The organism is Geomonas sp. Red32 (assembly GCF_023652955.1).
GTDB lineage: Bacteria > Desulfobacterota > Desulfuromonadia > Geobacterales > Geobacteraceae > Geomonas.
Genome location: NZ_JAKLOY010000003.1, coordinates 188,896 through 214,369 on the forward strand (window position 1 = coordinate 188,896; position 25,474 = coordinate 214,369).

At 62.8% G+C, this 25,474-nt stretch carries 24 protein-coding genes; 13 read left to right on the top strand and 11 right to left on the bottom strand.

Annotated features, from left to right (window positions below; genetic code table 11):
- Positions 1-87: 87 nt before the first annotated feature.
- Positions 88-1,779, bottom strand: coding sequence for a methyl-accepting chemotaxis protein (locus tag L4X63_RS10115; RefSeq protein ID WP_250678509.1), 1,692 nt, complete (start codon positions 1,777-1,779; stop codon positions 88-90).
- Between the two features lie 72 nt (positions 1,780-1,851).
- Between L4X63_RS10115 and L4X63_RS10120 the strand changes: the two genes are divergently transcribed.
- The gene (locus L4X63_RS10120; protein ID WP_250678510.1) at positions 1,852-2,085 is read left to right on the top strand and encodes a hypothetical protein; all 234 of its coding nucleotides are present in this window, start codon (positions 1,852-1,854) and stop codon (positions 2,083-2,085) included.
- A gap of 330 nt (positions 2,086-2,415) precedes the next feature.
- Here L4X63_RS10120 and L4X63_RS10125 read toward each other — a convergent pair whose 3' ends face one another.
- A complete protein-coding gene (locus L4X63_RS10125; protein WP_250678511.1) occupies positions 2,416-3,630 on the bottom strand; it encodes an exo-beta-N-acetylmuramidase NamZ family protein in 1,215 nt (404 codons plus the stop codon).
- Between the two features lie 271 nt (positions 3,631-3,901).
- On the opposite strand from L4X63_RS10125, the gene L4X63_RS10130 reads away from it, so the two are divergent.
- From L4X63_RS10130 to L4X63_RS10140, 3 genes are all read left to right on the top strand, one after another.
- On the top strand, positions 3,902-4,696 hold the full coding sequence (locus tag L4X63_RS10130) for a c(7)-type cytochrome triheme domain-containing protein (protein ID WP_250678512.1): 795 nt from the start codon (positions 3,902-3,904) through the stop codon (positions 4,694-4,696).
- Positions 4,697-4,757: 61 nt separating this feature from the next.
- Positions 4,758-5,054, top strand: a complete 297-nt coding sequence (locus L4X63_RS10135) for a hypothetical protein (protein ID WP_250678513.1) — start codon at positions 4,758-4,760, stop codon at positions 5,052-5,054.
- A gap of 74 nt (positions 5,055-5,128) precedes the next feature.
- Positions 5,129-5,929: a c(7)-type cytochrome triheme domain-containing protein gene (locus L4X63_RS10140; RefSeq protein WP_250678514.1), complete on the top strand. Its 801-nt coding sequence runs from the start codon at positions 5,129-5,131 to the stop codon at positions 5,927-5,929.
- A 51-nt stretch (positions 5,930-5,980) separates the two neighbouring features.
- Here L4X63_RS10140 and L4X63_RS10145 read toward each other — a convergent pair whose 3' ends face one another.
- Complete coding sequence (locus tag L4X63_RS10145) at positions 5,981-7,111, bottom strand: M20 family metallopeptidase (RefSeq protein WP_250678515.1); 1,131 nt, start codon at positions 7,109-7,111, stop codon at positions 5,981-5,983.
- Positions 7,108-7,572 (bottom strand): GNAT family N-acetyltransferase, encoded by a 465-nt coding sequence (locus tag L4X63_RS10150; RefSeq protein WP_250678516.1) that lies wholly within the window; start codon positions 7,570-7,572, stop codon positions 7,108-7,110. Before L4X63_RS10150 ends, L4X63_RS10145 begins: the two co-directional genes overlap by 4 nt.
- Positions 7,573-7,835: 263 nt before the next feature.
- Here L4X63_RS10150 and L4X63_RS10155 point away from each other — a divergent pair, with 263 nt between their 5' ends.
- The 3 genes from L4X63_RS10155 (at position 7,836) to L4X63_RS10165 (ending at position 14,565) form a co-directional block, all read left to right on the top strand.
- The gene (locus L4X63_RS10155; RefSeq protein ID WP_250678517.1) at positions 7,836-9,605 is read left to right on the top strand and encodes an autotransporter assembly complex protein TamA; all 1,770 of its coding nucleotides are present in this window, start codon (positions 7,836-7,838) and stop codon (positions 9,603-9,605) included.
- On the top strand, positions 9,602-14,068 hold the full coding sequence (locus L4X63_RS10160; protein ID WP_250678518.1) for a translocation/assembly module TamB domain-containing protein: 4,467 nt from the start codon (positions 9,602-9,604) through the stop codon (positions 14,066-14,068). The genes L4X63_RS10155 and L4X63_RS10160 overlap by 4 nt, the downstream gene beginning before the upstream one ends.
- A 242-nt stretch (positions 14,069-14,310) precedes the next feature.
- Positions 14,311-14,565 carry a helix-turn-helix domain-containing protein gene (locus L4X63_RS10165; protein WP_250678519.1) on the top strand — a complete coding sequence of 85 codons (255 nt, stop codon included), beginning with the start codon at positions 14,311-14,313 and terminating at the stop codon, positions 14,563-14,565.
- A gap of 296 nt (positions 14,566-14,861) precedes the next feature.
- Here the strand turns inward: L4X63_RS10165 and L4X63_RS10170 are convergent, their stop codons facing one another.
- Together L4X63_RS10170 and L4X63_RS10175 are read right to left on the bottom strand one after the other, a co-directional pair.
- On the bottom strand, positions 14,862-15,278 hold the full coding sequence (locus L4X63_RS10170; protein WP_250678520.1) for a type II toxin-antitoxin system HicB family antitoxin: 417 nt from the start codon (positions 15,276-15,278) through the stop codon (positions 14,862-14,864).
- Between the two features lie 5 nt (positions 15,279-15,283).
- Positions 15,284-15,469: a type II toxin-antitoxin system HicA family toxin gene (locus tag L4X63_RS10175; RefSeq protein WP_250678521.1), complete on the bottom strand. Its 186-nt coding sequence runs from the start codon at positions 15,467-15,469 to the stop codon at positions 15,284-15,286.
- A 78-nt stretch (positions 15,470-15,547) separates the two neighbouring features.
- On the opposite strand from L4X63_RS10175, the gene L4X63_RS10180 reads away from it, so the two are divergent.
- Positions 15,548-16,246, top strand: coding sequence for an aspartate/glutamate racemase family protein (locus L4X63_RS10180; protein WP_250678522.1), 699 nt, complete (start codon positions 15,548-15,550; stop codon positions 16,244-16,246).
- A 64-nt stretch (positions 16,247-16,310) separates the two neighbouring features.
- Here the strand turns inward: L4X63_RS10180 and L4X63_RS10185 are convergent, their stop codons facing one another.
- From L4X63_RS10185 to L4X63_RS10200, 4 genes are all read right to left on the bottom strand, one after another.
- On the bottom strand, positions 16,311-16,649 hold the full coding sequence (locus tag L4X63_RS10185; RefSeq protein ID WP_250678523.1) for a type II toxin-antitoxin system HicB family antitoxin: 339 nt from the start codon (positions 16,647-16,649) through the stop codon (positions 16,311-16,313).
- Positions 16,646-16,900 carry a type II toxin-antitoxin system HicA family toxin gene (locus L4X63_RS10190; protein ID WP_250678524.1) on the bottom strand — a complete coding sequence of 85 codons (255 nt, stop codon included), beginning with the start codon at positions 16,898-16,900 and terminating at the stop codon, positions 16,646-16,648. The genes L4X63_RS10185 and L4X63_RS10190 overlap by 4 nt, the downstream gene beginning before the upstream one ends.
- 617 nt (positions 16,901-17,517) lie before the next feature.
- The gene (locus tag L4X63_RS10195; protein WP_250678525.1) at positions 17,518-18,294 is read right to left on the bottom strand and encodes an SPL family radical SAM protein; all 777 of its coding nucleotides are present in this window, start codon (positions 18,292-18,294) and stop codon (positions 17,518-17,520) included.
- Positions 18,295-18,304: 10 nt separating this feature from the next.
- Positions 18,305-19,027, bottom strand: a complete 723-nt coding sequence (locus tag L4X63_RS10200; protein ID WP_250678526.1) for a YkgJ family cysteine cluster protein — start codon at positions 19,025-19,027, stop codon at positions 18,305-18,307.
- 280 nt (positions 19,028-19,307) lie between these two features.
- Between L4X63_RS10200 and L4X63_RS10205 the strand changes: the two genes are divergently transcribed.
- Positions 19,308-19,799, top strand: coding sequence for a DinB family protein (locus tag L4X63_RS10205; RefSeq protein ID WP_250678527.1), 492 nt, complete (start codon positions 19,308-19,310; stop codon positions 19,797-19,799).
- Positions 19,800-19,843: 44 nt separating this feature from the next.
- On the opposite strand, the gene L4X63_RS10210 is transcribed toward L4X63_RS10205, so the two are convergent.
- Entirely contained in the window at positions 19,844-20,587 is a 744-nt protein-coding gene (locus L4X63_RS10210) for a sulfite exporter TauE/SafE family protein (protein WP_250678528.1), read from the bottom strand.
- Between the two features lie 287 nt (positions 20,588-20,874).
- Between L4X63_RS10210 and L4X63_RS10215 the strand changes: the two genes are divergently transcribed.
- The 4 genes from L4X63_RS10215 to L4X63_RS10230 all read left to right on the top strand — a co-directional run bounded on the left by L4X63_RS10215 (position 20,875) and on the right by L4X63_RS10230 (position 25,346).
- Positions 20,875-22,911, top strand: a complete 2,037-nt coding sequence (locus L4X63_RS10215) for a TonB-dependent receptor plug domain-containing protein (protein ID WP_250678529.1) — start codon at positions 20,875-20,877, stop codon at positions 22,909-22,911.
- A gap of 205 nt (positions 22,912-23,116) precedes the next feature.
- Positions 23,117-23,338, top strand: coding sequence for a hypothetical protein (locus L4X63_RS10220; RefSeq protein ID WP_250678530.1), 222 nt, complete (start codon positions 23,117-23,119; stop codon positions 23,336-23,338).
- A gap of 202 nt (positions 23,339-23,540) precedes the next feature.
- Positions 23,541-24,401, top strand: coding sequence for a Rossmann-like and DUF2520 domain-containing protein (locus L4X63_RS10225; RefSeq protein ID WP_250678531.1), 861 nt, complete (start codon positions 23,541-23,543; stop codon positions 24,399-24,401).
- A 147-nt stretch (positions 24,402-24,548) separates the two neighbouring features.
- The gene (locus L4X63_RS10230; RefSeq protein WP_250678532.1) at positions 24,549-25,346 is read left to right on the top strand and encodes a response regulator; all 798 of its coding nucleotides are present in this window, start codon (positions 24,549-24,551) and stop codon (positions 25,344-25,346) included.
- Positions 25,347-25,474: the final 128 nt, after the last annotated feature.

A 25,474-nucleotide genomic window follows, 5' to 3' on the forward strand; every position in this document is an offset into this window, starting at 1 on the left:
GTCCGAAAGGTTGCGGGATGGGGAGACGAGCCCTCCCCCGGCCCGCCGCCCATTCAGGCTAGCCGACGGCCGGGGACGGAGGGCCATTTACAGCCTGAAGCGCTGCACCACCTCTTGCATCCCGCCGGAGAGGGCGGAGAGGCGCGAGGAGGCGGAAGAGATCTCCCGCGAGCTGTTGGCGCTGATCTGGGCGGTATCGGAGATCTGCTGGATATTGCCGGCGATCTCCCTGGTGGACATGGTCTGCTCTTCGGCGGCGGTGGCGATGCGGCTGATCTGGCCGGTCACGTCGTTGATCTGCTGGAGGATCTCTTCAAGCGCCTTGCCGGAGCGGGCCGACTCGCCGGTTCCCCGTTCCACCTCGACCACCCCTTCCTCCATCGCCTGGACCGCCTGCCTGGTTTCCTGCTGAATGCTCTTGATCATCTCCCCGATCTCGCGGGTGGCCTTGGTGGTCCTTTCCGCAAGCGCCCGCACCTCGTCGGCCACCACTGCAAATCCGCGCCCCTGCTCGCCCGCGCGGGCCGCCTCGATCGCCGCGTTGAGGGCGAGGAGGTTGGTCTGGTCGGCGATGTCCTCGATGGTGGCGACGATCTCCCCGATCTGGTCGCTGCGGGTCCCGAGGCTCCCCACCAGCCCGGCGGAGTTTCTCACCTTCTGGGCGATGCGGTCCATCCCCTGCACGATCTCCCTCACGATTTCGGAGCCGTTGCGGGCGGAGCTGCTGGCTTGCTGGGAGCTTTCCGCCGCATGGTGGCAATTGAGCGCGATATCGGAGCTGGTGGCCGACATCCGGGCGCTGGCGGAGGCGACCGTTTCGGTCTGCTGCATGACGTCCTGGGCACCCTCCGCCGTTCTCCCCGCGGTGTCGTGGAGCGCGGCTGCGGAGGCGGAGACATCCACCGCGCTCTCCTTGACCTTCTCCATGACGTCCCGCAGTCCCTCCACCATCCGGCGCATCGCTTCGTAGATCCCGGTCTTTCCCTCGTCAAGCCGCACGGTGAGGTTCCCCGCGGCCACCTCGGCGGCGATCTGCTCCAACTCGGCCGGTTCGGTTCCGATGTGGGAAATGAGCTGGCGCACCACCTTTACCGCTGCCACGCAGATCAGCGTCAGGATGACCGCGGTAAGGCCGACGATGAGGAGGATCCCTTTGATGAGCTCGCCGCGGTCTGCCTCCAGCCCCTTGCCTACCATGGCCTGCAGGTCGTCCACGTAGTTGCCGGTCCCCACCACCCAGTCGAAGGGGGCGAAGTAAAGGGAATAGCTCCGCTTGGGAAGCGCGGTCAAGGTGCCGGGGCGGGGGAAGCGGTACTCGGTGAAGCCTCCCTCCGGCTTCTTCCCGTTGTTGATGATCTCCTGGATGAAAAGCTTGCCGTCGGAGTCCTTGGCGTTCAGGCGGTTCTTACCCTCGGCGTCCTTCCCGAGGTAGACCACGTTGGTGCCGTCCGAGGTGTCGGCCCAGAAATACCCGTCCTCGCCGTACTTGAGCCTTCTCAGGAGGTCGGCACCCTGGCGCTTGGCCTCCTCCAGGGTCGTCTCCCCCTGCTGCTGGCGGTCGCTTATCGCCTGGAGCATGCTCACCGCGGTCTGCACCTCGGCCTTGATCCGGTTGTCGGAGTCCTGGAAGAGGACCTTCTTGTAGGATTGGGCGGATCGCGTGTAGGTCTGCTGGAACTTCTTGAGCGCCACCGCACCGGTCGGGGCACCCAGCGCACAGCAGCTGCCGATCACCAGCAACAGGACCTTGGTCTGAAAGCTCAAACGGGAAAGAAGCATCGTTGCCTCCCGGGAAAAAATTCTATCCTTCATTATCTTTCGTATCGGCCGGCGCTCATGAAAGTTTAGCGGTTGCCGGCTATCAGTCTTGATTTTCCCGGGGAGGGGCGAATCCGGGCCGGGAAAGGGAAGGTGGGGAAGGTGGGGAAGGTGGGGAAGGTGGGGAAGGTGGGGAAGGTGGGGAAGGTGGGGAAGGTGGGGAACGTGGGGAAGGTGGGGAACGTGGGGAACGTGGGGAACGTGGGGAAGGGCCGGGGCGGAAAGGCAGGGGTGGCACCCGGTGCCAGCGGGCGGGAGAGGAAATAAAAGTGCTCCGCGCTAAAGTCCGGAGGAGCGGTGGCGATAAGGATCTCAAGTTGACGGAGCTTTTGGACATGATGCGGATCGCGCAGAAGGCGGATTGCCGCTACCGTAGAGAGCGGTGCGGCCGGGCGCGAGAACTGCGTTTTCCCGGGCACCTTGTCCCTACCTTCCGGAGACGTGTCCTGACGCGGCCGATACCGCAGGACGAAAAAAGGCACCTGTCGTTTCATTTAACGGCAGGTGCCTGTTTTTTTTCGGCTCGGCTCGGCCCCCCCTGATGGTTGAGCGCCTCTTTCGAAGGGGCCTCCGATCTCCTGCCCCCTCACGCGAGCGTTACTGGTAGAGCAGGTACTTCCGGCGCAGCTCCAGGAACTTCTGGTCTCCCTCCGCCCACTTGGCCACGATGGCGGGGGCCGCCAGGCCGGCCTCGATGCCGCTCCTCACCTCGGTAGAGCCCGACATGTCGTCGATCCCCCCATGGAAGAAGACTTTGCGGGCCGGTTCCTTCACCGCCCCGTAGAGCCCCGCCAGCAGCGCGATCCCGCTCTCCACCGGCAGTACGCTGTGGTAGTCGGTAATCACCAGCCTCACCCCGGAAATCTCGCGGTTCTTGTACTTGGGAGCGCTCGACACTCCCGGCATGCTCACCGGCTTGAAACGGACCGGCTCGAAATGGAGCCCCGGGAGCCCCTCGCCGTTGAGTTTGGTTGCCAGGGCCTGGCCGTCGATCTCCGGCCACCCCGCCAGCCTGAACGGCTCGGTGCTGCCACGCCCCTCCGATGCACTGGTTCCCTCCAGCAGTCCGGTGCCGGGGTAAAGGAGCGCCGAATCGAAGCTCGCCAGGTTGGGGCTGGTGGCTATCCAGGGAAGCCCGGTATCCGGCCAGCGCATCGACCGCTCCCATCCCTGGATGCGGACCACCGACAGGTCGAGGTTGGCCAGCCCCGGCAGCAATCCCTCTCCCTTGATGAGTAAGGCGAGCTCGCCTACCGTGAGGCCGTGGACCTCGGGTATCGGGTAGAGCGAGGTGAAGGTGGCCGGGAGCTTGTCGCGGACGAAGCCGGCCACGTAGTTCCCCCCGAGCGGGTTGGGGCGGTCGAGCACCATGAAAGGGACCCCCGCCTCGGCGGCGGCCTGCATCACGTATCCCATGGTGGAGATGTAGGTGTAGAAGCGGACGCCGACGTCCTGGATATCGAACACCACCAGGTCGAGCCCCTTGAGGTCCTCCGGGTTCGGCTTTTTGCTCGCGCCGTAGAGGCTTTTGACCGGGACGCCGTGGTAGGTGCCGTTGTCGAGGCGCGCGCCATCCTCGGCCCGTCCCTCCAGGCCGTGCTCGGGGGTGAAGATCACCGCCGGCATGACACCCTTGCGTCCCATCAGCTCCAGGACGTGTACCCCCTCCACGATGGCGGAATGATTGGTGACCAGGGCGAAGCGCTTCCCCTTGAGGGGCTGGAAGCCCTCCTCGTACAGGAGCAGGTCGCCGGGCTTGACCGTTTCGGCAGCGGACAGCCCAGGGGCGGCCATGAGCAGCAGGATGAGCAACAGAGGGATTAACGAGAGGTGACGCAACACGGGGACCGCCTTGATCGAAGCTGTAATCGAGCAGCACGTTACGCTTAACGTATCGGATGCGCAACGATTTACTTGAAGGGGATGATAGTTTCTGGTCCTGGATCGGGAACGGGAGGAGGGACTGTCAGAGGCAATCTGTGACACTGTTTGAAAAAAATCAAGATAAGCCTTGTCCAATTATAATTGTTCAAGTAAGATTGCTGAACTTCTGTCATTGCCTTTCTATGCAAAGGAGGGTGGTATGAAACGTGTGCTCCTGATCGCCGTGCTCTTGCTCGCGGGTGCCGGTATCGTCTGGGGAGCGGGGACTAAGAGGAAAAAGCCCCTTCCCTATGACTTCGGAAGCGTCTCCATCAGCAACTACTCCCAGCAGGCGGGGATGGCCCCGGTCCGGTTCGACCACTGGGTACACCGTAAGAATTACACCTGCCGCCTCTGTCACGTCGACATCGGTTTCGGCATGACCGCCAACTCCACCAAGATCCGCGCCGCCGACAACATGAAGGGATACTTCTGCGGGACCTGCCATAACGGGGTGACCACCTTCAAAAAGAGCAGGATCTTCGCCTCTTGCGCCACCAGCTACTCCCAGGACGACCTTAAAAGGTGCGGCAGATGCCACCAGGTGGACCGCGACCCTGCCCTCCAGGAATCCTTCGAGACCTTCGCCGCCACCATGCCGCGTGAGATCCTCGGTAACGGGATCAATTGGAGCAAGGCCGAGGAGACCGGGCTGCTCAAGCCGATCGACCGGCTGGAGGGGGTCTCCCTCAAACCGGCGGCCATGAAGGTCCAGGACGATTTCGCCCTCAAGGCGAAGATCGACGGCATGCCGGACATCATCTTCTCCCATGCCCGGCACACCGTCTGGAACGGCTGTGAGCTCTGCCATCCCGACATCTTCGTCGGCGTCAAGCGGGGGGCCACCAAGTATTCCATGATCGAGCTTTTCGAAGGGAAGTACTGCGGCGTCTGTCACGACAAGGTCGCCTTCCCGCAGACAGAGTGCAAGCGCTGCCATGCGAAACCGGTCTAGGGGAAGCTTCCTCGCGAGAGGATCGCGGTCTAGGGGAACCCTTCTCGCAAGAGGATCGGTCGTGGTGGCGGCGGTCTCGCTGGGGCTGCTCGTCCTGGTAGGCCGCCCGGCCGAGGTCGGGGCGGAGCCCGCCTGGATGCCGGCCTTCGAGGAGACCTGCAGCAAGACCAGCGTGGGGATGAGCCTGACGGTGCCGGAGTTGACGGCTTTGCTGGAGAAGTGTACGGAGCTCGAGAAGTCGATTCAGGCCGAAGAGGAAACGGCCCGCAAGGTCTACCTGAAGAGGTTGCAGCTTTGCCGGAACCTTTTCGCCTATCTCCTCGACTACAAGAAGAACCAGCAGCCGGCCAAAGAGTGACATCCACCCCGCAGCGTCGGGGATCGAGCCTGGAGTCCGGAAGGTGGGACATGGATAGAGGAGCGGGGAGGGGCGTGAGCAGGATCGCGGGAGGGACGCTGCCTCTCCTTTTTCTGCTGATGCTCCTCGTGCCGGAGGTACATGCGCTGGACCGCGAAGAGTTCGGCCGGGTCCTCGCCACCATCCCTCCCAACGGCGCGTACTGGGAGTACGGCAACGTCACCATGCCGCACCGGTCGCGCAAGGCCGGGAAGGCTCCGGTCATCTTTCCGCACTGGGCGCACCGGCGTTACTACACCTGCCGGGTCTGCCATCTGGAGCTGGGAATCAGCATGCGGCAGTGGGAGACCGGGATCACCATGCGCCGCAATTGGAAGGGGGAGTTCTGCGGAGCCTGCCATGACGGGACGGTCGCCTTTTCCGTCGCTCCGGGCCCCAAGCAGGAGTGCCACCGTTGCCACCTCCCCAACCCGGAACTGCTCAAGGATAAGTTTGACGCCATCAACGGCCTCCCCCCGGCCTCCTTCGGCAACGGCATAGACTGGGCGGCGGCCTTGAGGGAGGGGGCCATCACCCCGATCAACTCCTTCGACGGAACGCCCCCCGATCTCCACGTCCCCGAAAAGCTCAGCAAGCCGCTCAAGCTCGGTACCAACTCCCCCCGCAGCGACGTCCTCTTCTCACACGCCGATCACTTCGCAGAGCTCGACTGCTCGAGCTGCCACCCCGACCTCTTCAACATCAAGCGGAAATCCACCGTCTCCTTCACCATGGAAAGCAACATCTATGGAAGCTTCTGCGGCGCCTGCCATATGCAGGTGGCCTTTCCGATGAACGACTGCCGCCGCTGTCACAAGAAGATGAGTAACCACTAGAACAAGTTCTATGTTCTCTGCAGTGGAATCTATGTGCTGTTGACGTAGAACCTAGAACTTGTTGTTTATGAGCGCGGCATAGATGCGGGCTGCGGCGAGGACCTCGGCGAAATCGACCTGTTCGCCGGGTGTGTGGCAGATTTCCAGCGCGCCGGGCCCCAGGATGATCGGGCGGCAGCCGGCGGCGAAGAAGAGGTTCCCATCGGAGTGGGAACGGAAGGCGTCGAACTTGAGGGGGAGACCGAGCCGCCGGTAGATTCCGGAGACGGCGGAGGCGACCGGATTATCGGTCCCTAGGCGGTAGCCGCGGGAGGCGAAGTTGAAATCGACGCTGAGGTCGAGCCCCGGGATATGGCGCTCCGCCTCGGCTGCCATCTGGCGGATCGCCTCCTGCACGGATTCCGGGTCGCGGTCGGGGGGAAGGTGGAGATCGATCCACGCCTCGCAGCGGTCGGGTACCACGAACCCCTTGCGGGAGGAGTGCATCTCGCGGACGGAGTAGACGATCTCGGTCTGTTCCCGCCGGAAGAGCGGATTGCGCCCCAGGTGGAGCAGGACCCTCAGCATGGATTCCACCGCGTTGTGCCCCAACTCGGGAAGCGACGAGTGGCTCTTCACCCCCTGGGTCACGAACCCCGCCTCCAGGTAGCCGTAGTGGGCGAAGCAGGCGGCCAGGCCGGTCGGCTCGCCGATCACCGCCCAGGGGGCCGAGCACTCGTCCAGAAAGCGCATGCTCCCGTCGCCGTTCTCCTCCTCCCCGACCACCAGCAGCAGCCCCACCGGCGGGCGCTCCGCCTCGGGGAGCACTTCCGCTACGGCGAGCCACGCTTCGATCATGGCCGCGCACCCCCCCTTCATGTCGGCGCTCCCCAGCCCGTGAATGATCCCCCCCTCCTCGCGGGCCGCCACCTCCTCCAGGTCCCAGGCCGGGACCGAGTCCACATGCCCCACCAGGTACAGCTGCGGCTCTCCCTTCCCCATGGTGACCCTGAGGTTGTAGCGCTCCTCCTCGACCTCCTGGCGCTCCACGGCGAATCCTGCCCGGGTCAGCAGCTCTTCCAGGTAGAGCTGGATATCCTCCTCCTTGCCGGAAGGGGAGTAGATGTCGATCAGCTCCAAAAGTGTCCGCCTGAGCCTTTCGGGATCGACTGCCGCCACGATTTTGTCCAGGTCGCCGCTCATGGTTTTTTCCCCGTTTTCTTCTTGTGCCGTCGGGAGAGGTTCAAGGTCATGTAGACGTGCTGCTGGATGTTGTCGAAACCGTGTTTTTCGAAAAAGCCGATCGCCGCCTCGTTGTCGGCGGAGGTGTCGATGATGATCATCCGGACCCCCTGCTCCTTGAAGCGCCGTTTCAGTTCCTTGAAGAGGCGGGCCCCCACCTGCATCTTCTGGATGTCGGGGCGCACCGCGAGCCAGACGAGGTAGCCGTACTTCCAGGGGGAATGCTGCTTCTTCACCGTCGTCCCGAGCGCGAATCCCACCAGCCGCTCCTCGTGCTCGGCCACCAGGCAAAGTTCGCTGTCGGAGTTGAAGAGGGTGGTGATCTCGTACTCGTCCCACGTCCGGTACAGGTTCTTGGAGTACTCGGCGGTGAAAAGCTCCTCGCCGATGTGGAACACCTCGGGGAGGTCGTCGATAATCATTTCTCGTATGCGGGGGGATTCTGCGGGGGGGCTGCCCAATTCGCTCATTCTTGTTCTCCGGCTACCATGCTTGAATCCCCTAAAGTATAGCAGGCATTAGCGAGAGTTCTTAGACTCGATTGGTATACGGTCACATGAGAGGGGGGCTTATGGCGGGAACGCCGCCGGTTCCCCTACGGTTTTCGGGAAAGATGGTAAAATTCTTGGAATGAAATCGGCGGATTTGCCGCCTTCTGTCATCCCCCCAGGAGAACCTACCCGTCATGCCACCATTGTCACCACGTAAGGGATGGCTGCTCGCCATGCTCATCGCCCTCTCCCTGGCGGCTCCGGCCCTGGCCCTGGCCGATCCGGTCGAGGTCGAGGTGAACGGGGTGACCGATGACGCCCTCAAAAACGTGGAGCAGGCCCTGATCCTTCCCTACGGCCTGGTGCGGGAGGGGAAGGTGGACCGCCTCTGGCTCGACCGCTTCGCCAAGCAGGCCGGCGAGAAGGTCCGGCTGGCCCTGGAGCCGTTCGGCTACTACCATTCCCAGGTTTCCACCGATATCCGGGAGACGGGAAAAGAGGAGTACCGGTTGCGGGTAGACGTGGTCCCGGGCCCTGCCGTGCGGATCACCGCGGTGACGGTTGCCGTGACCGGGGCGGGGAAGGATCAGCGCGAGATCGAGGAGCTGGTCAGGACCTTCCCGCTGCACCCGGGGGACATCCTCCTGCAGACCCTCTACGAACGGGAGAAGAGCGCCCTGAAGGCCCGCGCCGTGGGGCTTGGCTACCTGGATGCCGACTTCACCCGCCACGAGATCCGCATCGCCCCCGGGGAAGTCACGGCCACCATTACCCTTGTCCTGGAAACCGGCGAACGCTACCGGTTCGGGGAGGCCACCATCGAGGGGGGGACCGAATTCCCCGAGCCTTACCTGCGGCGGTTCATCGCCTTCCAGCGGGGCGAGCTCTTCTCCTTCGCCAAGATCGGCGAGACCCAGCTGAACTTCTCCAACTCCGAGCGCTTCAAGGAGGTGCTGATCACCCCGGAAAAGGAGAAGGGCAAGAACCACGAGGTCCCCGTCCTGGTCAAGCTGGTGAGCGCCCCGAGGCGCTCCATCCGCCCCGGCATCGGTTACGGCACCGATACCGGCGGGAGATTCTCCGTGCATTACCGCGACCTGAACCTCTTCCACAGGGGGCAGGACTTCGACTCCACCCTCTACGCGGCCCAGAATCTCCAGGGCTTCGCCGCCCGCTACACGATCCCGAGCGCCCGCGACATCAAGGGGTCCAAGGCCTTTCTCCTCAACCTCCAGCAGGAGGATGTCACCTCATACGTGAGCCAGCTGGCCGCCCTGGAGTTTGATTACAACCACAGCCTCGGGAAGGGGGAGCTCGCCACCCCCTACATCAGGCTCCAGGAAGAGAGGTACACCATCGCCGGGGTGACTTCCGGGTCCCGCCTGGTGCTCCCCGGCTTCCGCTTCACCCGCGAGCGTTTCGACAACCTCATCCGCCCGACCACGGGGTACCGCTATGCACTCGATCTCAGGGGAGCCCATCCCTACTTCGGCTCGGACTCGGCCCTGGTCCAGTTCATCGCCGACGGCAACGCCGTGCTCCCGCTCCCCTGGCGGCTCTCCCTCCACGTGAAGAGCCGGGTGGGGCTCAGCATGCTGGCCGACCCGCTGGCCGACTTCCCCCCCTCGATCCGCTTCTTCGCCGGCGGCGACCAGAGCGTGCGGGGCTATTCCTACCAGAGCCTCGGGCCCAAGAACGCCCAGGGGGAGGTGGTGGGGGGACGGGACCTGGTGACCGGGACGGTGGAGCTCGAGCGCGCCCTCTTCGAGAAGTGGGGCGTCTCCCTCTTCCATGACGCGGGGAACGCCTTCAACGATTTCACCAACGTCCGCCTGGCCCAGGGGGCCGGGATCGGGCTTCACTACTACACCCCGGTCGGCGGTCTCAACCTTTCGCTGGCCAAGCGACTCGGGACCAGCCGGGATGTCTACTACATCCATTTCACCGTGGGGTTCCAGCTTTGAGACGGCTCTGGCTCTACATAACCGTTCCGGTGGCGGTCGTCGTCATCGTCATCCTGGGCGCCCTCTACTGGCTGCTGGGCACGGCTCCCGGCGCCCGCTTCGCGCTGACCAAGGGGGCCATGGTGGCCGGTCTCAAGGTCTCCATCGCCAAGGTGCAGGGGAGGCTGTGGGATCACGTCGTCCTGTCGGGGCTGCGGGCCGAGAAGGGGAAGGAAGTGGCGGTGGTGAACCTCCTCGACTTCTCGTGGAGCCCGCAGTCGCTCTTCCACGGACAGCTCCTGGTCCGGCGGCTCGCCCTCACCGGGGTGCGGGTGCAGGACGACACCCCTCCCTCCGGGAAGGCTCCCGATCTGACCTGGCCCCGGCTGACCGGCTTTTTGACCAGCCTGCGGGTGAAGGTCCTGCTTCTCCAGCTGGACGCGCTCACCTACCGGCGGTTCGACGAACAGCCGGTGGTCGTCAAGGATCTCTTCTCCTCGCTCATCATCGACAACGGCCTGCTGTCGCTTCCCCGCCTGGCCATCCAGGCTCCCGAGGGGCGGGCGTCGGGCTCCCTCACCATCGGGCTTATCCACCCTTCCCTGAAAATCGACCTCGCCGCCCGCACCGCCCAGCCGCTGCAGGGGATGGAGGATTTTTACCTGACGGGCGACCTGGCGCCGGCTCGGGCTCCCGAGCAGATGAGCGGGCCGCTGACCCTCACGGGGAGGCACCGCGGCAAGGAGCGGCTCAAGGTGGCCGGGACGGTGGGGATGACCGCCAACGGCTTTACCCTGCGGCAGGTGACCCTCGACCGCTCCGGGCGGCGCGGGAGCGTCACCGCGGACGGCACCCTGACCCTCACCGCCGGCGACCCCCTCTTCTCGCTCTGGCTGAAGGCCCGCGAACTCGACCTCGCGGAGGCGGTGAAGCGCCCGACCAGGCTCTCCGGCTCCCTCAACATCACCGGGAGCGTGGCAGATTACCGGGGCAGGTTCTCCCTGGCCAACAGGGGGCCGGGGTGGGAGAGCGCCTCCCTCGCCTCCGATTTCCGGGGAGGGAAGGGGGGCGTAACCCTTTCCCGGATCGACGGCAAACTCCTCGACGGGACCCTCCGGGGGGACCTCGTCATCGCGTGGGAAAAGCTCTTGCGGGTGAGCGGGACCCTCTCGGGGCGGGGGATCAATCCCGGCCGGCTGATGGCGGGGTGGCCCGGTGCCGTGAACCTGGACCTGGCGGGGAATCTGGAACTTCCCGCCGGCGGGAAGCCGGCCGGCTCGGTGAAAGGGAAGCTCCTGGAGAGCCGCCTGCGGGGGCAGACCCTGCACGGGGACGTGGCGGCGGACTTCGCCGGGGAATGGCTGCGGGTCGACCGGCTGCTCCTTTCCGGCAACGGTTTCGACCTGCGGGGGGCGGGAGTGCTGGACCACCGGCTGGAGCTCTCGGCCCGGGTGAGCGATCTTTCCCGCATCCTGCCGGGCGCCTCCGGTGAGCTCTCCGCGTCCGGATGGGTGCGCAGGCGCGACGGAACGTGGTCGGGGAGCGCGAGCGGAGAGGGGGCCGGGGTAGCGGTCTCCGGAGTGAAGGCCGCCGCCGTGCAGCTGGAGGCGAGCCTTGGCGAGGGGCGGGATTATCCCCTTTCGCTCACCGCGTCTCTTCGCGGAGTCGCGGCCGGGAACTTCCAGGTCGACAGCGTCGAGCTCGGGATGCAGGGGACGGCGGCCAGCCATCGCCTGGAGGCCCAGGTGGTTTCTCCCCGGGCGGAGGCGAAGGTGGAGCTCTCCGGCGGCTACCGTAACGGCACCTGGAACGGGCTCCTCACCACCTTCTCCGGCCGCGACGCCGTGGGACCGTGGGCCTTGGCCGCTCCCTCCCGGCTCTCCGTATCCAGGAGCGCTTTCAGCGCTTCCCCGCTCGTCATCGACGGGCTTCCCGGCGAGCGGGTCGAAGTGGCAGGCACCATGAACCGCGGCACTCGTTCCAGCACGCTGGCCGGGAGCTGGACCGGGCTGAACCTCTCCCGTGCCGATAGCTGGCTGAAAGGGGAGAAGGTGACCGGCACGACCACCGGCAGGCTCGACCTGACCCTCTTCCCCGGAGGGGCGGTCGTGGTGGCGCTCGACGCCGAGGCGAGCGGGACCTTCGAAGGGGAGCGGGAGCGGGTGAGTCTCCAGCGGGGCACCGTCATGCTGCGTGGCGACCGCCACGGCATGGAGGCGAAAGCCGATCTGCAGCTGGCGGGGGGAAGCGGCGACGCGCACCTCACCTTCACCTCCACGGCTCCGGCCACCCTTCGGCTGCCACGCGAGGGGGATCTTTCCCTCCAGCTGGCCAATTTCGACCTGGCGCTCTTCGCCCCGGCGGCCCCGGCAGGGAGCACCGTGGAAGGGAGGGTAGGGGGGCTTTTGCGGGGGAAACTCCTCTCCTCCTCCCGGCTGGAGTTGCGGGGAAATCTCTCCGTTGCCGGTGGCAAGGTACGCTACCGGGAAAAGGACCAGGACGTGGAGGGGGTGCTCGACACCGCGGAGGTGGAATTCAACTGGTGGGGAAGCACGGCCGGGAAGCAGTGGGAGAAGGGGATTCTGGAAGTCTCCGCCCGGCTCTCGGGATCGGCCACCGTGGCCGCCAAGGAACAGCGGGTCGTGCTGAGCAGGTTCTCCTTAAGGCTGGACGGCAACCGCCAGGGCACCCGGGCCTCCCTGGACGCCTCCCTGCAGAGTGGAGGGAGCGTGCGGGCCCTTCTCTCGTCGCCGGCGCCGATCGGTCTGGGGCTTCCCGCAACGGGGGATCTCTCGGTCGAGTGGGGAGGGATCAATCCGGCGCTGCTGAAACCGATGCTGCCGGCCGGGCTGGACCTGGAGGGGAACTTCGCCGGGCAGGGAAGCGGGCGCCTGCTCCCGGGACAGCGGGTCGAATTCGCCGGTGAGGCCGTATTCTCGCAGGGGAAGGCCAACTGGCAATCGCAGGGGGGCGAACTGGAGGCCAACGTCCGGACCGCCACCCTCACCTTCGCCTGGCGGGGCGACGCCCTGTCCGCCGATCTCAACCTTGCCCTCGCCGACTACGGCCAGGCGAGCGGTAACCTCGTCCTCCCGATCCCGGCCCGTCTCCCGGTGGCCCCCGATCCCGGCGGTCCGGTCCGGGGAAGGTTCGCCGGACGGGTCCAGGAGCACGGCCTGCTGACCTCCTTCCTCCCCGGGCTCGTGCAGGAAAGTCACGGTCAGCTCGACCTCGACCTGCAGGTGGGGGGAATCTGGAGCGATCCCCGGCTGGACGGCACCCTGCAGCTTACCGGGGCTGGCGCCTACCTCCCGCGGGCCGGGATCACCCTCTCCAACGTTCAGCTCGCGGCCCGGCTGCAGGGGGACCAGATCGTAGTGGACACCCTGAGGGCGGATTCGGGGGCGGGCTCCCTGCAGGGGAAACTGCAGGCGCGCCTGAGCGGCTGGAGGATCGCTGGCTACAGCGGCACCCTCACCGGCGACCGTTTCCGGACCGTGTTCTTGCCCGAGCTCCAGATGGTGACCTCGCCGCGGCTCGCCTTCCAGGGAGGGGCGGACAAGGTGGTCGTGCGGGGAACGGTGCTGGTTCCGGAGATGCTGGTGGCGGGTCCCCCGGTGCGGAGCGCGGCGGAGCAGAGCCCGGACGTGGTGCTGGAAGGCGCCCCTCCCAAGGTGGCGAAACCGGGGTTCCCGCTGGTGCTGGACGGGGCGATCCACGTGGCGCTGGGTGACAAGGTGCAGGTCAAGGCGTCCGGTATCGATGCGCGGCTGGGAGGGGAGATGGACCTCGTCCTGGCGGGGCTCGACCACATCACGAGCAGCGGGGAGATCAAGGTGGTCAAGGGGAGCTACCGGGCCTACGGCATGGATCTGGACATCGTCCGCGGGCGGATCTACTACAACAACGACCCGGTCACCCAGCCCACCCTCGATATCCTCGCCCTGAGGACGGTGGGGGACGTCAAGGCCGGGGTCACCGTCGGGGGATACCTCCGGTCGCCGGTGATCAAGCTGTACTCAGAGCCGAGCATGGCGGACGTGGACATCCTGGCCTACATGCTCTTCGGACATCCGCTATCGGCAGGCACCGGCACCGAGCAGGCCGGCACCCTGGCCATGGCCGCCAGCAGTCTCTTCTCAACCGGGCAGTCCGAATCGCTCCAGGAGCAGATCAAGGACCGTCTCGGGCTGAGCATCCTCGGGATGGAGACCATCACCCCCTCCACCGCCGGGCGGATGGGGTATCGCGAAGTCCCAATCACCTCCCCCACCGGCGTCCCCTCCAAGGCCGCCGCCACCCAATCGTTGCTGACCGTCGGGAAATATGTCACCCCGCGCCTCTACGTCAGCTACGGCCGTTCCCTCGTCACCGGCGGGAGCCTTTTCCAGCTCCGTTACGACCTTTTCCGCCACATCCAGGTCGAGACCCAAAGCGGCAGCGAAAGCGGCGCCGACATCTACTACAAGCTCGAGTTCGACTGAGCCCTCTTGAGGATCTTCACCCTTCCCTTCAAGGGGAGGGTCGGGGTGAGGATGGGGCCTATTTCCCTTTGAAAATACCCCAGTGAGTGGGATAGTGGCTGTAGAGAAGTTACCTCTGTAGGTCGCGTTGAAGAATGAAACGCGACATCCTACGAGGTTGCCAGACTGCCGAACTTCAGTGGTGACCATAAATGAAAAATCAACATCTCCGACGTGTCAGTGCCCACGAAATAGAGACTGATATGAATAACAACCTAGACGAAAAGGAATCCTATACTATCGAGGAGGTTTCTCCTGAGTTATCCTCGAATAGTAGTGGCGTGGCCGTTCGCGGAGCACGGGGCAAGGAAGGTCTCACTCAAAAGCAGCTATCCGCGCTGACCGGCATTGCGCAGCACCACATCAGCGAAATGGAAAACGGCAAGCGCCCCATCGGCAAAGACGTCGCCAAGAAACTCGCCCACGCTCTCAATATCGACTACCGCGTCTTCTTATGACACCGCCGTAGTCTCTCAAATCTCCTCCCCCTCTTTCCCCGCCTCCCGACAACAAACGCCTTCACTTCGACAGCAGTAGCTCGACTAGGAATCTCGTTTTCCATACCCAATCCCCTTGAGGCGGACACAAGGATGAACGAGTGCTCAAAAGGGTGGGGCCCGTATTATTAAAGAGATGCAAAATGTCCCTCAGTCTGCTATCTACTGGAAACGCCAGCCGGGTGCTCTATGACACTGATCTCTTGCAGTCACCCAAGAATCGCCCGGGGCTGCCACCGTTTTCGTTCAGTGTGGGATTAGACAAAACCCAGTTCAACGCGCTTTCCGTAAACCTGCGCAATCTTTTCAAGGGTTTTGACCGTCGGATTGGCTTTGCGAGGGTTTTCCAGGCGTTGATAAACCTGATACGAAATGTTGAGCAAATGCGCTACTTCAACCTGTGGCCTATCTGCACGCAAGGTCCGCAGCATGATGGCAATGGCAATGTGCGGCGCAACCGGGATTGAGTAAAGGTTTTCGCCGGAAATCTTAGAAGGGGAGGGGAGGGTGTAGTTACGCTCAAAGTCGGACTCGATACACCCATTTAGTGCCTCTTCGGCATTGGCAAGAGCTTCGTCGATGGTCGCTCCGTACGTCATAACGTTTTCGAGGTCCGGAAAGGTAACCAAGAAGGTGCCGTCCTGCAGTTCGATACGTGCCGAATAAGCCAACATGATCTTTACTCCTTTATACCCGCCTGCTTGAGGATGGCATGCACAAGCCCCTTTGGCAGGTCTGTAGAACCGTGAATCGGAACGGGAATTGACCGAAAACCTTCACGAACCATAATGTGGTGGCTGCCGGAGATCCGGTCGAGCAACCAGCCGTTTTCTTCGAGATATTTTTTGAGTTGTTTGCCGGTCATGTCGAATCTATACAGTATTAATGCTGCATGTCAAGCTGTTTGGTGGGCACGTCAGGAAGGTTGAGAGAGGAGCGCGTGATGAAGAAAATCGGTCTTATCGGTGGAATCGGGCCGGAGTCGACGCTGGATTACTACCGGCGCATCATCGATGCGGTGCGGGGAAAATCGGGTGGGCTCTCGTCTCCTGAGATCATCATCTACAGCGCCAACCTCAACGAGGCGCTGTCGATCATGCAGGCAAACGAATTGGACCGGCTGGTGGGATGGCTGCTGGTAAAGATCGAGGCGCTGGCCTCCACGGGGGCGGATTTTGCGGCCATTACCGCCAATACCCCTCATATGGTCTTCGACCAGGTTGCGGCCCGTTCTCCGCTGCCGCTCATCAGCATCGTGGAGGCCACCTGCGAAACGGCGAAAAACCAAGGGCTGAGGCGGGTAGGCCTCATGGGAACCGGTTTCACCATGCGTGCGGATTTCTTCCCGAAAACCTTCCGTAGTCAAGGGCTCGAACTGATCGTGCCATCGCCCGAGGATCAGGACATCATCCACGAGAAGCTCTTCACCGAGATTGAGCTGGGGATAATCCGGGACGAGACGCGGGAAGAGCTGCTTACGATCTGCAGGAACATGATAGAGCGGGATGGCATCGACTCACTCATCCTCGGTTGCACGGAGCTTCCTCTGATCCTGCCGGATGAAGCCTATGGCATACCGTTCCTGAACACCACGGCCATCCATGTGGATCGTATCGTGCGGGAGTGCCTGAACGAGAAGTGACAACCCGGTACTCCTAGGGCAACCGAAAGGTGTACCCATACATTGAGCTCCACCATTCTTCTGATTATTGATCATGGGTTGCGCACTCGGAGAGCAATTCTACGATCCAGGCGTTTATGCTTTTGCCATGAGCAGCTGCTTGAGCAGCTAGTCGTTGATGCAGTACCGGAGGTACCCGCAAATTAAATTTCCCGGAGAACTGCTTGCGAGGTTCAACTCCGTCTTCGGCGCACATGTCAAGAAACACCTTGAGAGACAGTTCACCCTCCTTACGAAGATCCTCTACATTGCTGGCATAGAAATCAGCACCGCCGTTGATTCCAATAAACTCTCCCCGAAACATGTTGATTTGCGGGTCGTACGAGATAACCGCTTCGTACCCGTTGATTTTCATGTTGTTCATGGTCTTACTCCGTTTTCTTCAAGCCACTTGCGGATCGACGCAACTGCTCCTTTGTCCGTATCGGGAGAAGGATGTGGGCGATGAAAGACTCGCCGCTCTCCGAACAGCCGAACACCGACACGAGAACCTTCGCGTTCGGTGATTTCCGCACCGAGTTCCCGGAACAGAGCCACAATATCCGGCCACTGAACATTTCCAGGTACTGGATGCGCAAAGATCGACTCAAGCGTTTTGAGGTTTCTTCGTTTCACCCCTTTTTTAGTACCACAAGTTGGTACCAGCGTCAATTGTCTCGTCCCTTTGCATGCAGCCGGTAGGTCGCGTGGAAGGCACGAAACGCGACGTCCATTGAGATGGCAGGGGGCGGGTGCGGGTCCGGAGAAAGTCGGGTTTCGTTCCTCAACGCGACCTACGTGTACTCCTGGGGCAACCGAAAGTTGTACCCATTTTCGGGGTCCTGCGGGGTGAATCCGCCGGCCGTCGTTAAGATGCCGGACCTTTGGATACGGCAAATTCAGTTGTAATCCCGCATGGATACCGGCCGCCCGTCCTTCCGCTCCCTCTCCCCCGGGCCGTCTGCCAGAGCCGATGATTTTTGCGGTAATCCTCTGCGATTACGAGATCTTAACTCATTTTTTTGCAGGTCCTGCCAAAAGTGCATTTTTCCGCCCAGCCGGTAGCCGGTAGGTCGCGTTGAGGCACGAAACGCGACGTCCATCGCTGGTGGTTTCAGATGACAGGGGGAAGGTGCGGGTCCGGAGAAAAGTCGGGTTTCGTTCCTCAACGACCTACGAATTACGAATTCCCAGGTGAAGTTCCGGCCGGATGGTACTCGAACTGTGACAGTACGAGCATCCCGGAGGAAATGTCAGAAGACGATGGTGCAACTGATGCCAGCATGCTTGCAATCGGCGGCAATCTGTTGCGCCACCCACGTTGCATACCCCTCTGTCAGTTTCTCCTCGAGGTGGAGCTTCCGGTAGAGTGCGTCCGCATAATGGTAGTTCATCCGGTCCACCAGGATGTAATCGACTTTCCCGGCCAGCATCTCCATCAGGTTTTCCGCACCCGGCAGAATCGGGGCGATCATCGCGTAGGTCCTGATACCCGACCGCTTGAGCTCCCCGAGCGCCTCCACGCGGTCGGCAATGGGCGGAGCGTGGGGTTCGAAAACCTTCCTGATGTCATCGTCGGCGGTGGTGACGGAAAAACCTACCTCGATACTTTTCCCGCCCCGTAGAATGTCGATGTCCCTCAGAACCAGGGGAGAACGAGTCTGCACCACGACCGGCCAATCGTTATCGATCAGTATCTGGAGACAGCGCCGCGTCAGCTGGTACTTCTCTTCCAGCGGCTGGTAAGGATCGCATACTCCGCTCACCCAGACGGTCGCCTTTTTCTTCCTGGTGATTTCCTTTCCCAGCAAGGCGTCGGCGTTGACCTTCACATCGACGAAGCTTCCCCATGGCTCCCGGTGCCCGGTGAACTTCTTCATGTAGCGGGCATAGCAGTAGGAGCAGGCATGCTGGCAGCCGACGTAGGGATTGATGACGTAGGGATAGATCTTGGAGGCGGTGAGGATGCTTTTCGCCTCTATCTCGCGAATAATCAGCGCAGGTCCTTCCGGCCCGGTATCCTCGGCCATATTCCCTCCTCTACGAGACGGTAATCAGCAGCGGGTGATCGAATCCTGCCTTGGCGATGGCCTCGGCCGCCGCCGCTTCCCCTTTGAGAGCCGCCTCGGCAAGGCCGTGCTTGAGGATCAGGTGAACGAGGACGCCGAGGTTGCCGTAGACGGCGAAGCCCAAGAGCGCTCGCATCTTCTTGGCTCCCGCCTCCTCGAACTCCTTGCCGCTCTCCTGGAGGACGGCGACGTAGTGGCTGGGGAAGGCAACCACCTTGCGGTCGAGGCTCGCGACGAAGGCGTCCCGGTCGGCGGCGGTGAGCTGGCTGAAGTCGGCGCCGCACCAACTGCTCTCCTTGGTGGAGATGAGCGAGCGGCAGGTGATGGGGCGCACTGCGTAGACGCTGCATTCCCCCGCCTCGTTCAAGAGGGGACAGAAGCCGATCTCCTGCCGATGGAGGCGAAGATACTGGGGGAGTTCGCTGATCCCCTGCACCAGCCCCCGCAGCTTCAGCGCGTAACCTTCGATCGCGTCCGCCTGCGGTTGGGCGAGCTGGCGCGCCACCGCGAGCGCCTCGGCGAACCCGGTATGGACCGCCAGGCTGCAGCAGTTGCGGCACCCCTTGCCGCAGAAGATGTTCCTCCCTCCCGAGCGGTAGTCGCTCACCCACGAGCGGACGAACATCTCCAGAAAAGCCTGCTGTTGTTTCACCAGATTGAGAAGCTGCTCCATTGCGTCGTTTGATGCAGTCATTGGTTCCTTATCTTTCCGTCATCGCTGTCATAGCGATGGGTGTTTCCGGTATGTGGGTATAGCATATCGGCGTTTGCTTTCACAGTAGTGTTAACTGACTTTACTCCAGTAACCTTCCCACCTCAGGCCGGCTTCCCCGACCCCCTGACACCCTCCCTCAAGGGGATGGGGGATTTTCTGTCTATGAAGCGTTGCGAGTTGAGCCCGGCTTCTTGTATTCATCGAGCCACCCCATCATAATGTTGGTAGCTGTTACTGTCACAGTGCAAAGGAGAACACCATGCAGGATATTCCCGACTTGTTGGATGCCCTCGGCCGCTCGCCGAGGATACTTGCCTCCTTCGTGAAGACCATTCCGGAAGAGAAGCTGGATCTGCGGAGAGGGGAAGGTTTCTGGACCATTGCGGAACACGTGAGCCACCTGGCGGAGGTTCAGCCGATGCTGTTGGGGCGCTTCGAACGTTTTCTAAAGGAGGAGCATCCCGACTTCATCCCCTACCTTCCCGGCAAGGATGAGGGGGAGCCGGCGGCGCCGGTCCGGATGAGCATGGATGCCGCCCTGGAACAGTTCGCGACCGTCCGCGCGAAGCAGCTCGAACTCTTGAAAAGCGCCGGCCCGAAAAGCTGGCAGAAGAGCGGGAGCCATCCCGAATACGATGCCTACTCCCTCTATATCCTCGTCCGCCATCTCCTGATGCACGATCACTGGCACATGTACCGGATGGAGGAGCTGTGGCTGACCAAGGACGCCTACCTGACCAGGCTGGAGTAGATCACCATCCCATCGCGAGCTCATGATCCCTTGGCGGGTTTACCTCACCATCCCATCGCGAGCTTGGTCCCCAGGATTCCCCCGAGCACGAGGAAGACGCGGCGAACGACGGCGTGGCCGCTGCGGCGTCCGATCCGGGATCCGAGGTAGGCTCCGGCCAGCGAGCCGACGGTGGAGGGGATCATCAGTCCGGCATCGGCATAGCCGCTCGCGCTGTAGACGGCGACGGCGAAGCTGTTCCAGAAGAAGGCAATCAGGTAGTAGTAGCCGAGGGCGGTCGGGAGGATGAGCCCGCGGCTTTTCACGAGGAGCATGGAGGTGAAGAGCCCGTTGCCGGAGCCGAAGAAGGATTCGTACACACCGAGCGGGAAGGCCAAAAGCCCCGTCACCCCGCGCGAGAGCCTGCCCTCTCCCTCGGTTTTTCCCAGCGAGGGATTGACCGCCACCAGCACCACCAGCGAGAGGATGATCCCGCCGATGATCCGTTGCAGGATGTGCTGGCTTGCCCCCCGGATGATGGTGGTCCCGGCATAGGCTCCCGCCAGGCCGACGGCGATCATCAAGACGACCAGGCGCCAGTCGACGGTACGCCCCTTGAGGTAGTTGCGGGCGGCGACCGGCGTCCAGATCGCTCCGTTCAGCTGGTTCGACGCCACCACCACCGGCAGCGGAAAGCCCAGTGCCAGCCAGACCGGCGTGGTCACCATCCCGGCCCCCGCGCCGCTCATGGAGCTGAGACAGGCGGCGAAAAAGGCCACCGAAGTTATCACCGCAAAATGGACGAACATCCGATCCCGATCTCCCCGTCGATTTGACAGCCCCGCTTATACCACATTTCGCCCCCTTTCCCGGTACTCATTTTCCTTCCCGCGCAAGCCCCCTCACGATTCCGGCCGCTCCCCTTCCTGCCACTTTTAATGATGATCTCAAGTTTTCGCTGTTAACGCCGATACGGCTCCGGGTAGGCGACCCGAGGCTCTTCACGAGGTGGCGCGGCCGGATTCCCGCCACACCGCTGACCATGACGGCAATCGTCTGCAGATCCGCTTGTTGGTTTTGATGGTTCGAGGTATCGATGCAGCAACGCTCTCCGAAAAACCGCTCCCTCTGTATCCTGCTGCTGGCGGCCGCACTCCTTCTGGGAGGCCGCGCCATCGGCCGGGCGGACGATGAGGCCCGTCCCGGTTCCGAGGACCTGACCGAGCTTAGCCTGGACCAGCTGACCACCATAGAGGTGGCCAAGGTGTACGGAGCATCGCGCTTCGAGCAGAAGGTGACCGAAGCCCCCTCCTCGGTCAGCATCGTCACCGCCGACGATATCCGGGCCTTCGGCTACCGCAACCTTTCCGATATCCTGGCCGCCCAGCGCGGGTTCTATGCCTACAACGACCGCAACTACGATTACATAGGAGCCCGCGGGGTCGACCGCTCGGGTGGGTACAACTCCCGGATCCTGGTGCTGGTGGACGGCCACCGCACCAACGAGAACATGTACGACACGTCCTTCATCGGCAACGAGTTCGTGCTGGACGTTGACCTTATCGACCGGGTGGAGATCATCAGGGGGCCCGGGTCCTCACTCTACGGGGATAACGCCTTCTTCGCGGTCATCAATATCATTACCCGGCACGGCAAACTGAAGGGGACCGAGGTATCCGCAGAGGCGGGGAGTCAGCAGAGCTACAAGGGAAGGGTGACGTACGGCAACCGTTTCCAAAATGGTCTTGCCGTCACTCTCTCCGGGGCGGTCGCCGACAGCCAGGGGGACAAGAACCTCTATTTCCCCGCCTACGACACCCCCGCCAACAACAACGGGGTGGCTCACGACCTCGACTACGAGCGCTACCATTCCCTGTTCGGCACCTTCTCGCTGGGCGACTTCACCCTCCAGGGGGCCTACTCCACCCGGACCAAGGGGGTCCCGACCGCCTCCTTCGATGCGGTATTCAACGATCCGCGCTTCCACACCACCGACAGCCGCGGCTACGTCGACCTCAAGTACGACCATACCTTCGGCACTTGGCAGACCTCCGCCCGGGGATACTTCGACTACTACAACTACTACGAAAACATCCCGCTGGCCGCCGCGGACCCGGCCGCTCCGCCCGTTTTGAACCGCGACAGCGCCCTCGACAAGTGGTACGGGATGGAGGTGAAGGCGGCCAACACCTTCGGCGACCACCGGGTCGTGGCAGGCGCCGATTACCAGGCCGACCTGACCCAGCTCTTCGACAATCACGACATCGATCCCTTCCACCAGTACCTGAAAGTCGACCGTACCACCTGGCGCTGGGCATCGTATCTCCAGGACCAGTACACCATCACCTCCCGGCTCATCCTCAACGCCGGGGTGAGGCTCGACCATTACAGCACCTTCGGGGACGCCGTCAGCCCCCGCGCCGGCCTGATCTATTCCCCCTTCGATGCCACCACCTGCAAGTTCCTGTACGGCGAGGCGTTCCGGGCTCCCAACAGCTACGAGCTTTACTACGAGGTGCCTGACTTCAACCAGAAGGGGAACGCCTCCCTGAAGCCCGAAAAGATCCGCAGTTACGAGATCGACTGGGAGCAGGGGCTGGGCGAGCATTTCCGCAGCACGGTGGCCGGGTACTACAACAAGGTGCGCGGGATGATCAAGCAGGTGACCGACCCCAACGACGGGATGCTGGTCTTCGAAAACATCGCCGGGGTGACCGCCATCGGGGGCGAGGCCGAGCTGGAAGGGAAGTGGAGCAACGGCTTCCGGGGTAGGGCCAGCTACACCTTCCAGGACGCCAGGGACGACCAGACCGGGGCTCTGCTGGTCAACTCGCCGCGGCACATGGCCAAGCTCAACCTGATCGCCCCCCTCTACCGGAAGGCGCTCTTCTCGGGGATCGAGTTCCAGTACATAAGCTCCAGAAAGACCCTGGCCGGGGGTGGGGCGGGCGATCACCTGCTCACCAACCTGACCCTCTTCAGCCGCGACGTCTACCCGGGGCTGGAGGTATCCGGCTCGGTCTACAACCTCTTCGACACCGGGTACGGCGATCCCGGCAGCGGCGAGCACCTAGAGGACGTCATCCCCCAGCCGGGAAGGAGTTTCCGCCTGAAGCTCACCTACCGGTTCTAGCGCCCCCAGGGAACTGGCTCCCTCAGGTGCCTGTCCCCCTCGCTCGACGCCGCACCTTCCTCCCACGTCCATCCCCTCCCAGCGACGGCTCCCCCTCAGCCATAGGCTCCATCTCAGCCATAGGCTCCCCCTTGCCAAGGCAGAAATTGCCGTCATACTTTTCGGCAAGAGTTCTCACTGGACTTGCCAACGAAGGAGACGCGCTATGAGATGCCCCGTCTGCAAAAACCACGAACAGCAGGAAACGGAATTGCGCGCCGATGACTTCAAAGAGGGAATAACTGAATGCGTGATCTGTGGAACTGTCTGGTCTATCAATCACGGCGTCGTCGAGATAGTGAAGGACGCACAGGTTGACTCCTTCCTCGAGGCTCAGACTGAGTGTGTGGAAGGCGACGACTATTCCCTCGGTGAGGAGAGCGGCTAACCGTTTCTCCGAAGACTCCCCAAATCCCCTCCCAAATAGGCCGGCTCCAGGGAGCGATCCCCCGATCCTCCCTCCTGCTGCGATTTCGCCTCGATCCTGCAGTTTCTCCTCGCGGGGCGGCTTTGCGTACCCCTGCGTTTGCTTCATTGACACCCGCCGTTTCCGCCGGTAACCTGTGCCGATCTCGACAGGGGGCCTTCGGATGACGACACTCAACATTATCGGTTGCGGCAAGGTAGCCAAGGTGCTCGGCCGCCTCTTCCACGAAGCCGCCGTTTTCGAAATCGGCGGCCTGGCGAGCCGCTCGCCGGGGTCCGCCGCGGACGCCGCCCGCTTCATCGGAGCCGGCCGCCCGGCCGCCTCCCTGAGGGAACTGCCTCCCGCAGACCTTTTCCTGATCGCTGCCTCAGACGACGCCATCGGCGATTGCGCCCAAGCCCTTGCCGAAGCCGCGGTGGTGCGCGCCGGGGACGTGGTGTGGCATCTGAGCGGGGCGCTCCCGAGCTCGGTCCTGCAACCGCTCAAGGCCGCCGGAGCCCTGGCCGCCAGCGTCCACCCCGTCAAGACCTTCCCCGATCCCTCCCTCGCGGTGGCCGATTTCCCGGGGACCTTCTGCGGGATCGAAGGCGACCGCGATGCGGTGGAGCTTCTCTCCCAGGCCTTCGGAAGGATCGGGGGGAGGATCTTTCCGGTCGACACGGCATTCAAGAGCATCTATCACGCCGGATCGGTGGTGGTGTGCAACTACCTTACGGCGCTGCTCGAGGTGGGGGCCCGCTGCTATGAAAAAGGAGGGGTGCCCCGTGAGATCGCTTTCCAGGTGATGGAGCCGCTGGTGCGGGGGACGGTCGACAACGTCTTCAGGACGGGGCCGGAGGAGGCGCTGACCGGTCCCATCGCCCGGGGAGACAGCGAGGCGGTCAGGCGCCAGCTGGAGGCGCTTGAGGAGTGGAGCGCCGGCGTGGCAGCGGTTTACCGGGCGCTGGGAAAGGTGGCATTGGATCTGGGGCGGAGGCGTTTGTCTGATGAAGAGGTTGATCGACTGGCAAAATCGATAGCGTAAATGGGTGTTGCCTAAAATTTTGATAGACTAGCCGGATTTTCGTCCTATAATAACAACCTTTCCATATATCAAATAACAGGTCGAATACCAGATATGACAACAGCTCACAGGAAAAGACTGGGAGAAATATTTGTTGAACAAGGGCTCTTGTGCCAGATAACCGTCGACAGGGTGGTGGGCATATCCAAGAGTCTCAATAAACGGTTCGGTACCGTATTGGAAGAGATGGGACTCATCACTGCCGGCGAGTTGGCCGAGGCGCTCGCCCGCCAGTACAGCTGCCGGACGGTCTCCAACTTCGCCCGGGCCGCCTTCCCCCCCCAGCTGCTCGGTGTCCTGACCGCCGAGACGGCCCTGCAGAACCTGATCTTCCCGCTCAAGCTGGAGCAGGGGAAGCTCCACCTCGCCATGTTCGATCCGACCCCCACCCGGTTGCTCGCCAACATCGCCGCCAACAACCAGGTCACCGTGATCCCCTACGTCGCCTCCCGCAAGGAGATCAACCAGGCGATCTGCCGTCACTACTTCGGCCTCGACGTCGGTGAGCCGGCCAGAAGAAGCGTGCTGGTGGCCGAGGATGACAAGTTCGTCCTCTCCATGCTGGGAAACCTCCTGTCCAAGCAGTACGAGGTCTTTTCCGCCACCAACGGGATGGACGCCTACAAGGAAGCGATCGGGAGAAAGCCGCAGGTCATCCTGACCGACATGGAGATGCCCAAGCTGGACGGCTTCGGCCTTTTGACCGCGCTGCAGAGCATACCGGAAACCAAGGGGATCCCGGTCATCCTGATCTCCGGCACCACCTCGGCGGAAGCGGAATCCAAGGCCTTCGAGCGGGGATTCTTCGACTTCATCCCCAAGCCGGTGAAGGAAACCACCATCCTCACCAGGGTCAAGCGCGCCTTCGACTTCTACGACCAGCACAACTACCTCTTCCTGCGCTGATTCCCCATCTTTTTCGCTACGACAAAGGGGGAAGCGGATCTCGCCGCTTCCCCCTTCTTTTTTTGCCGGGCTTCTTCCAATGAGGCCCCGTTTGATCCGCTATCTCCCCTTGACCCTCGTGCAGGCTC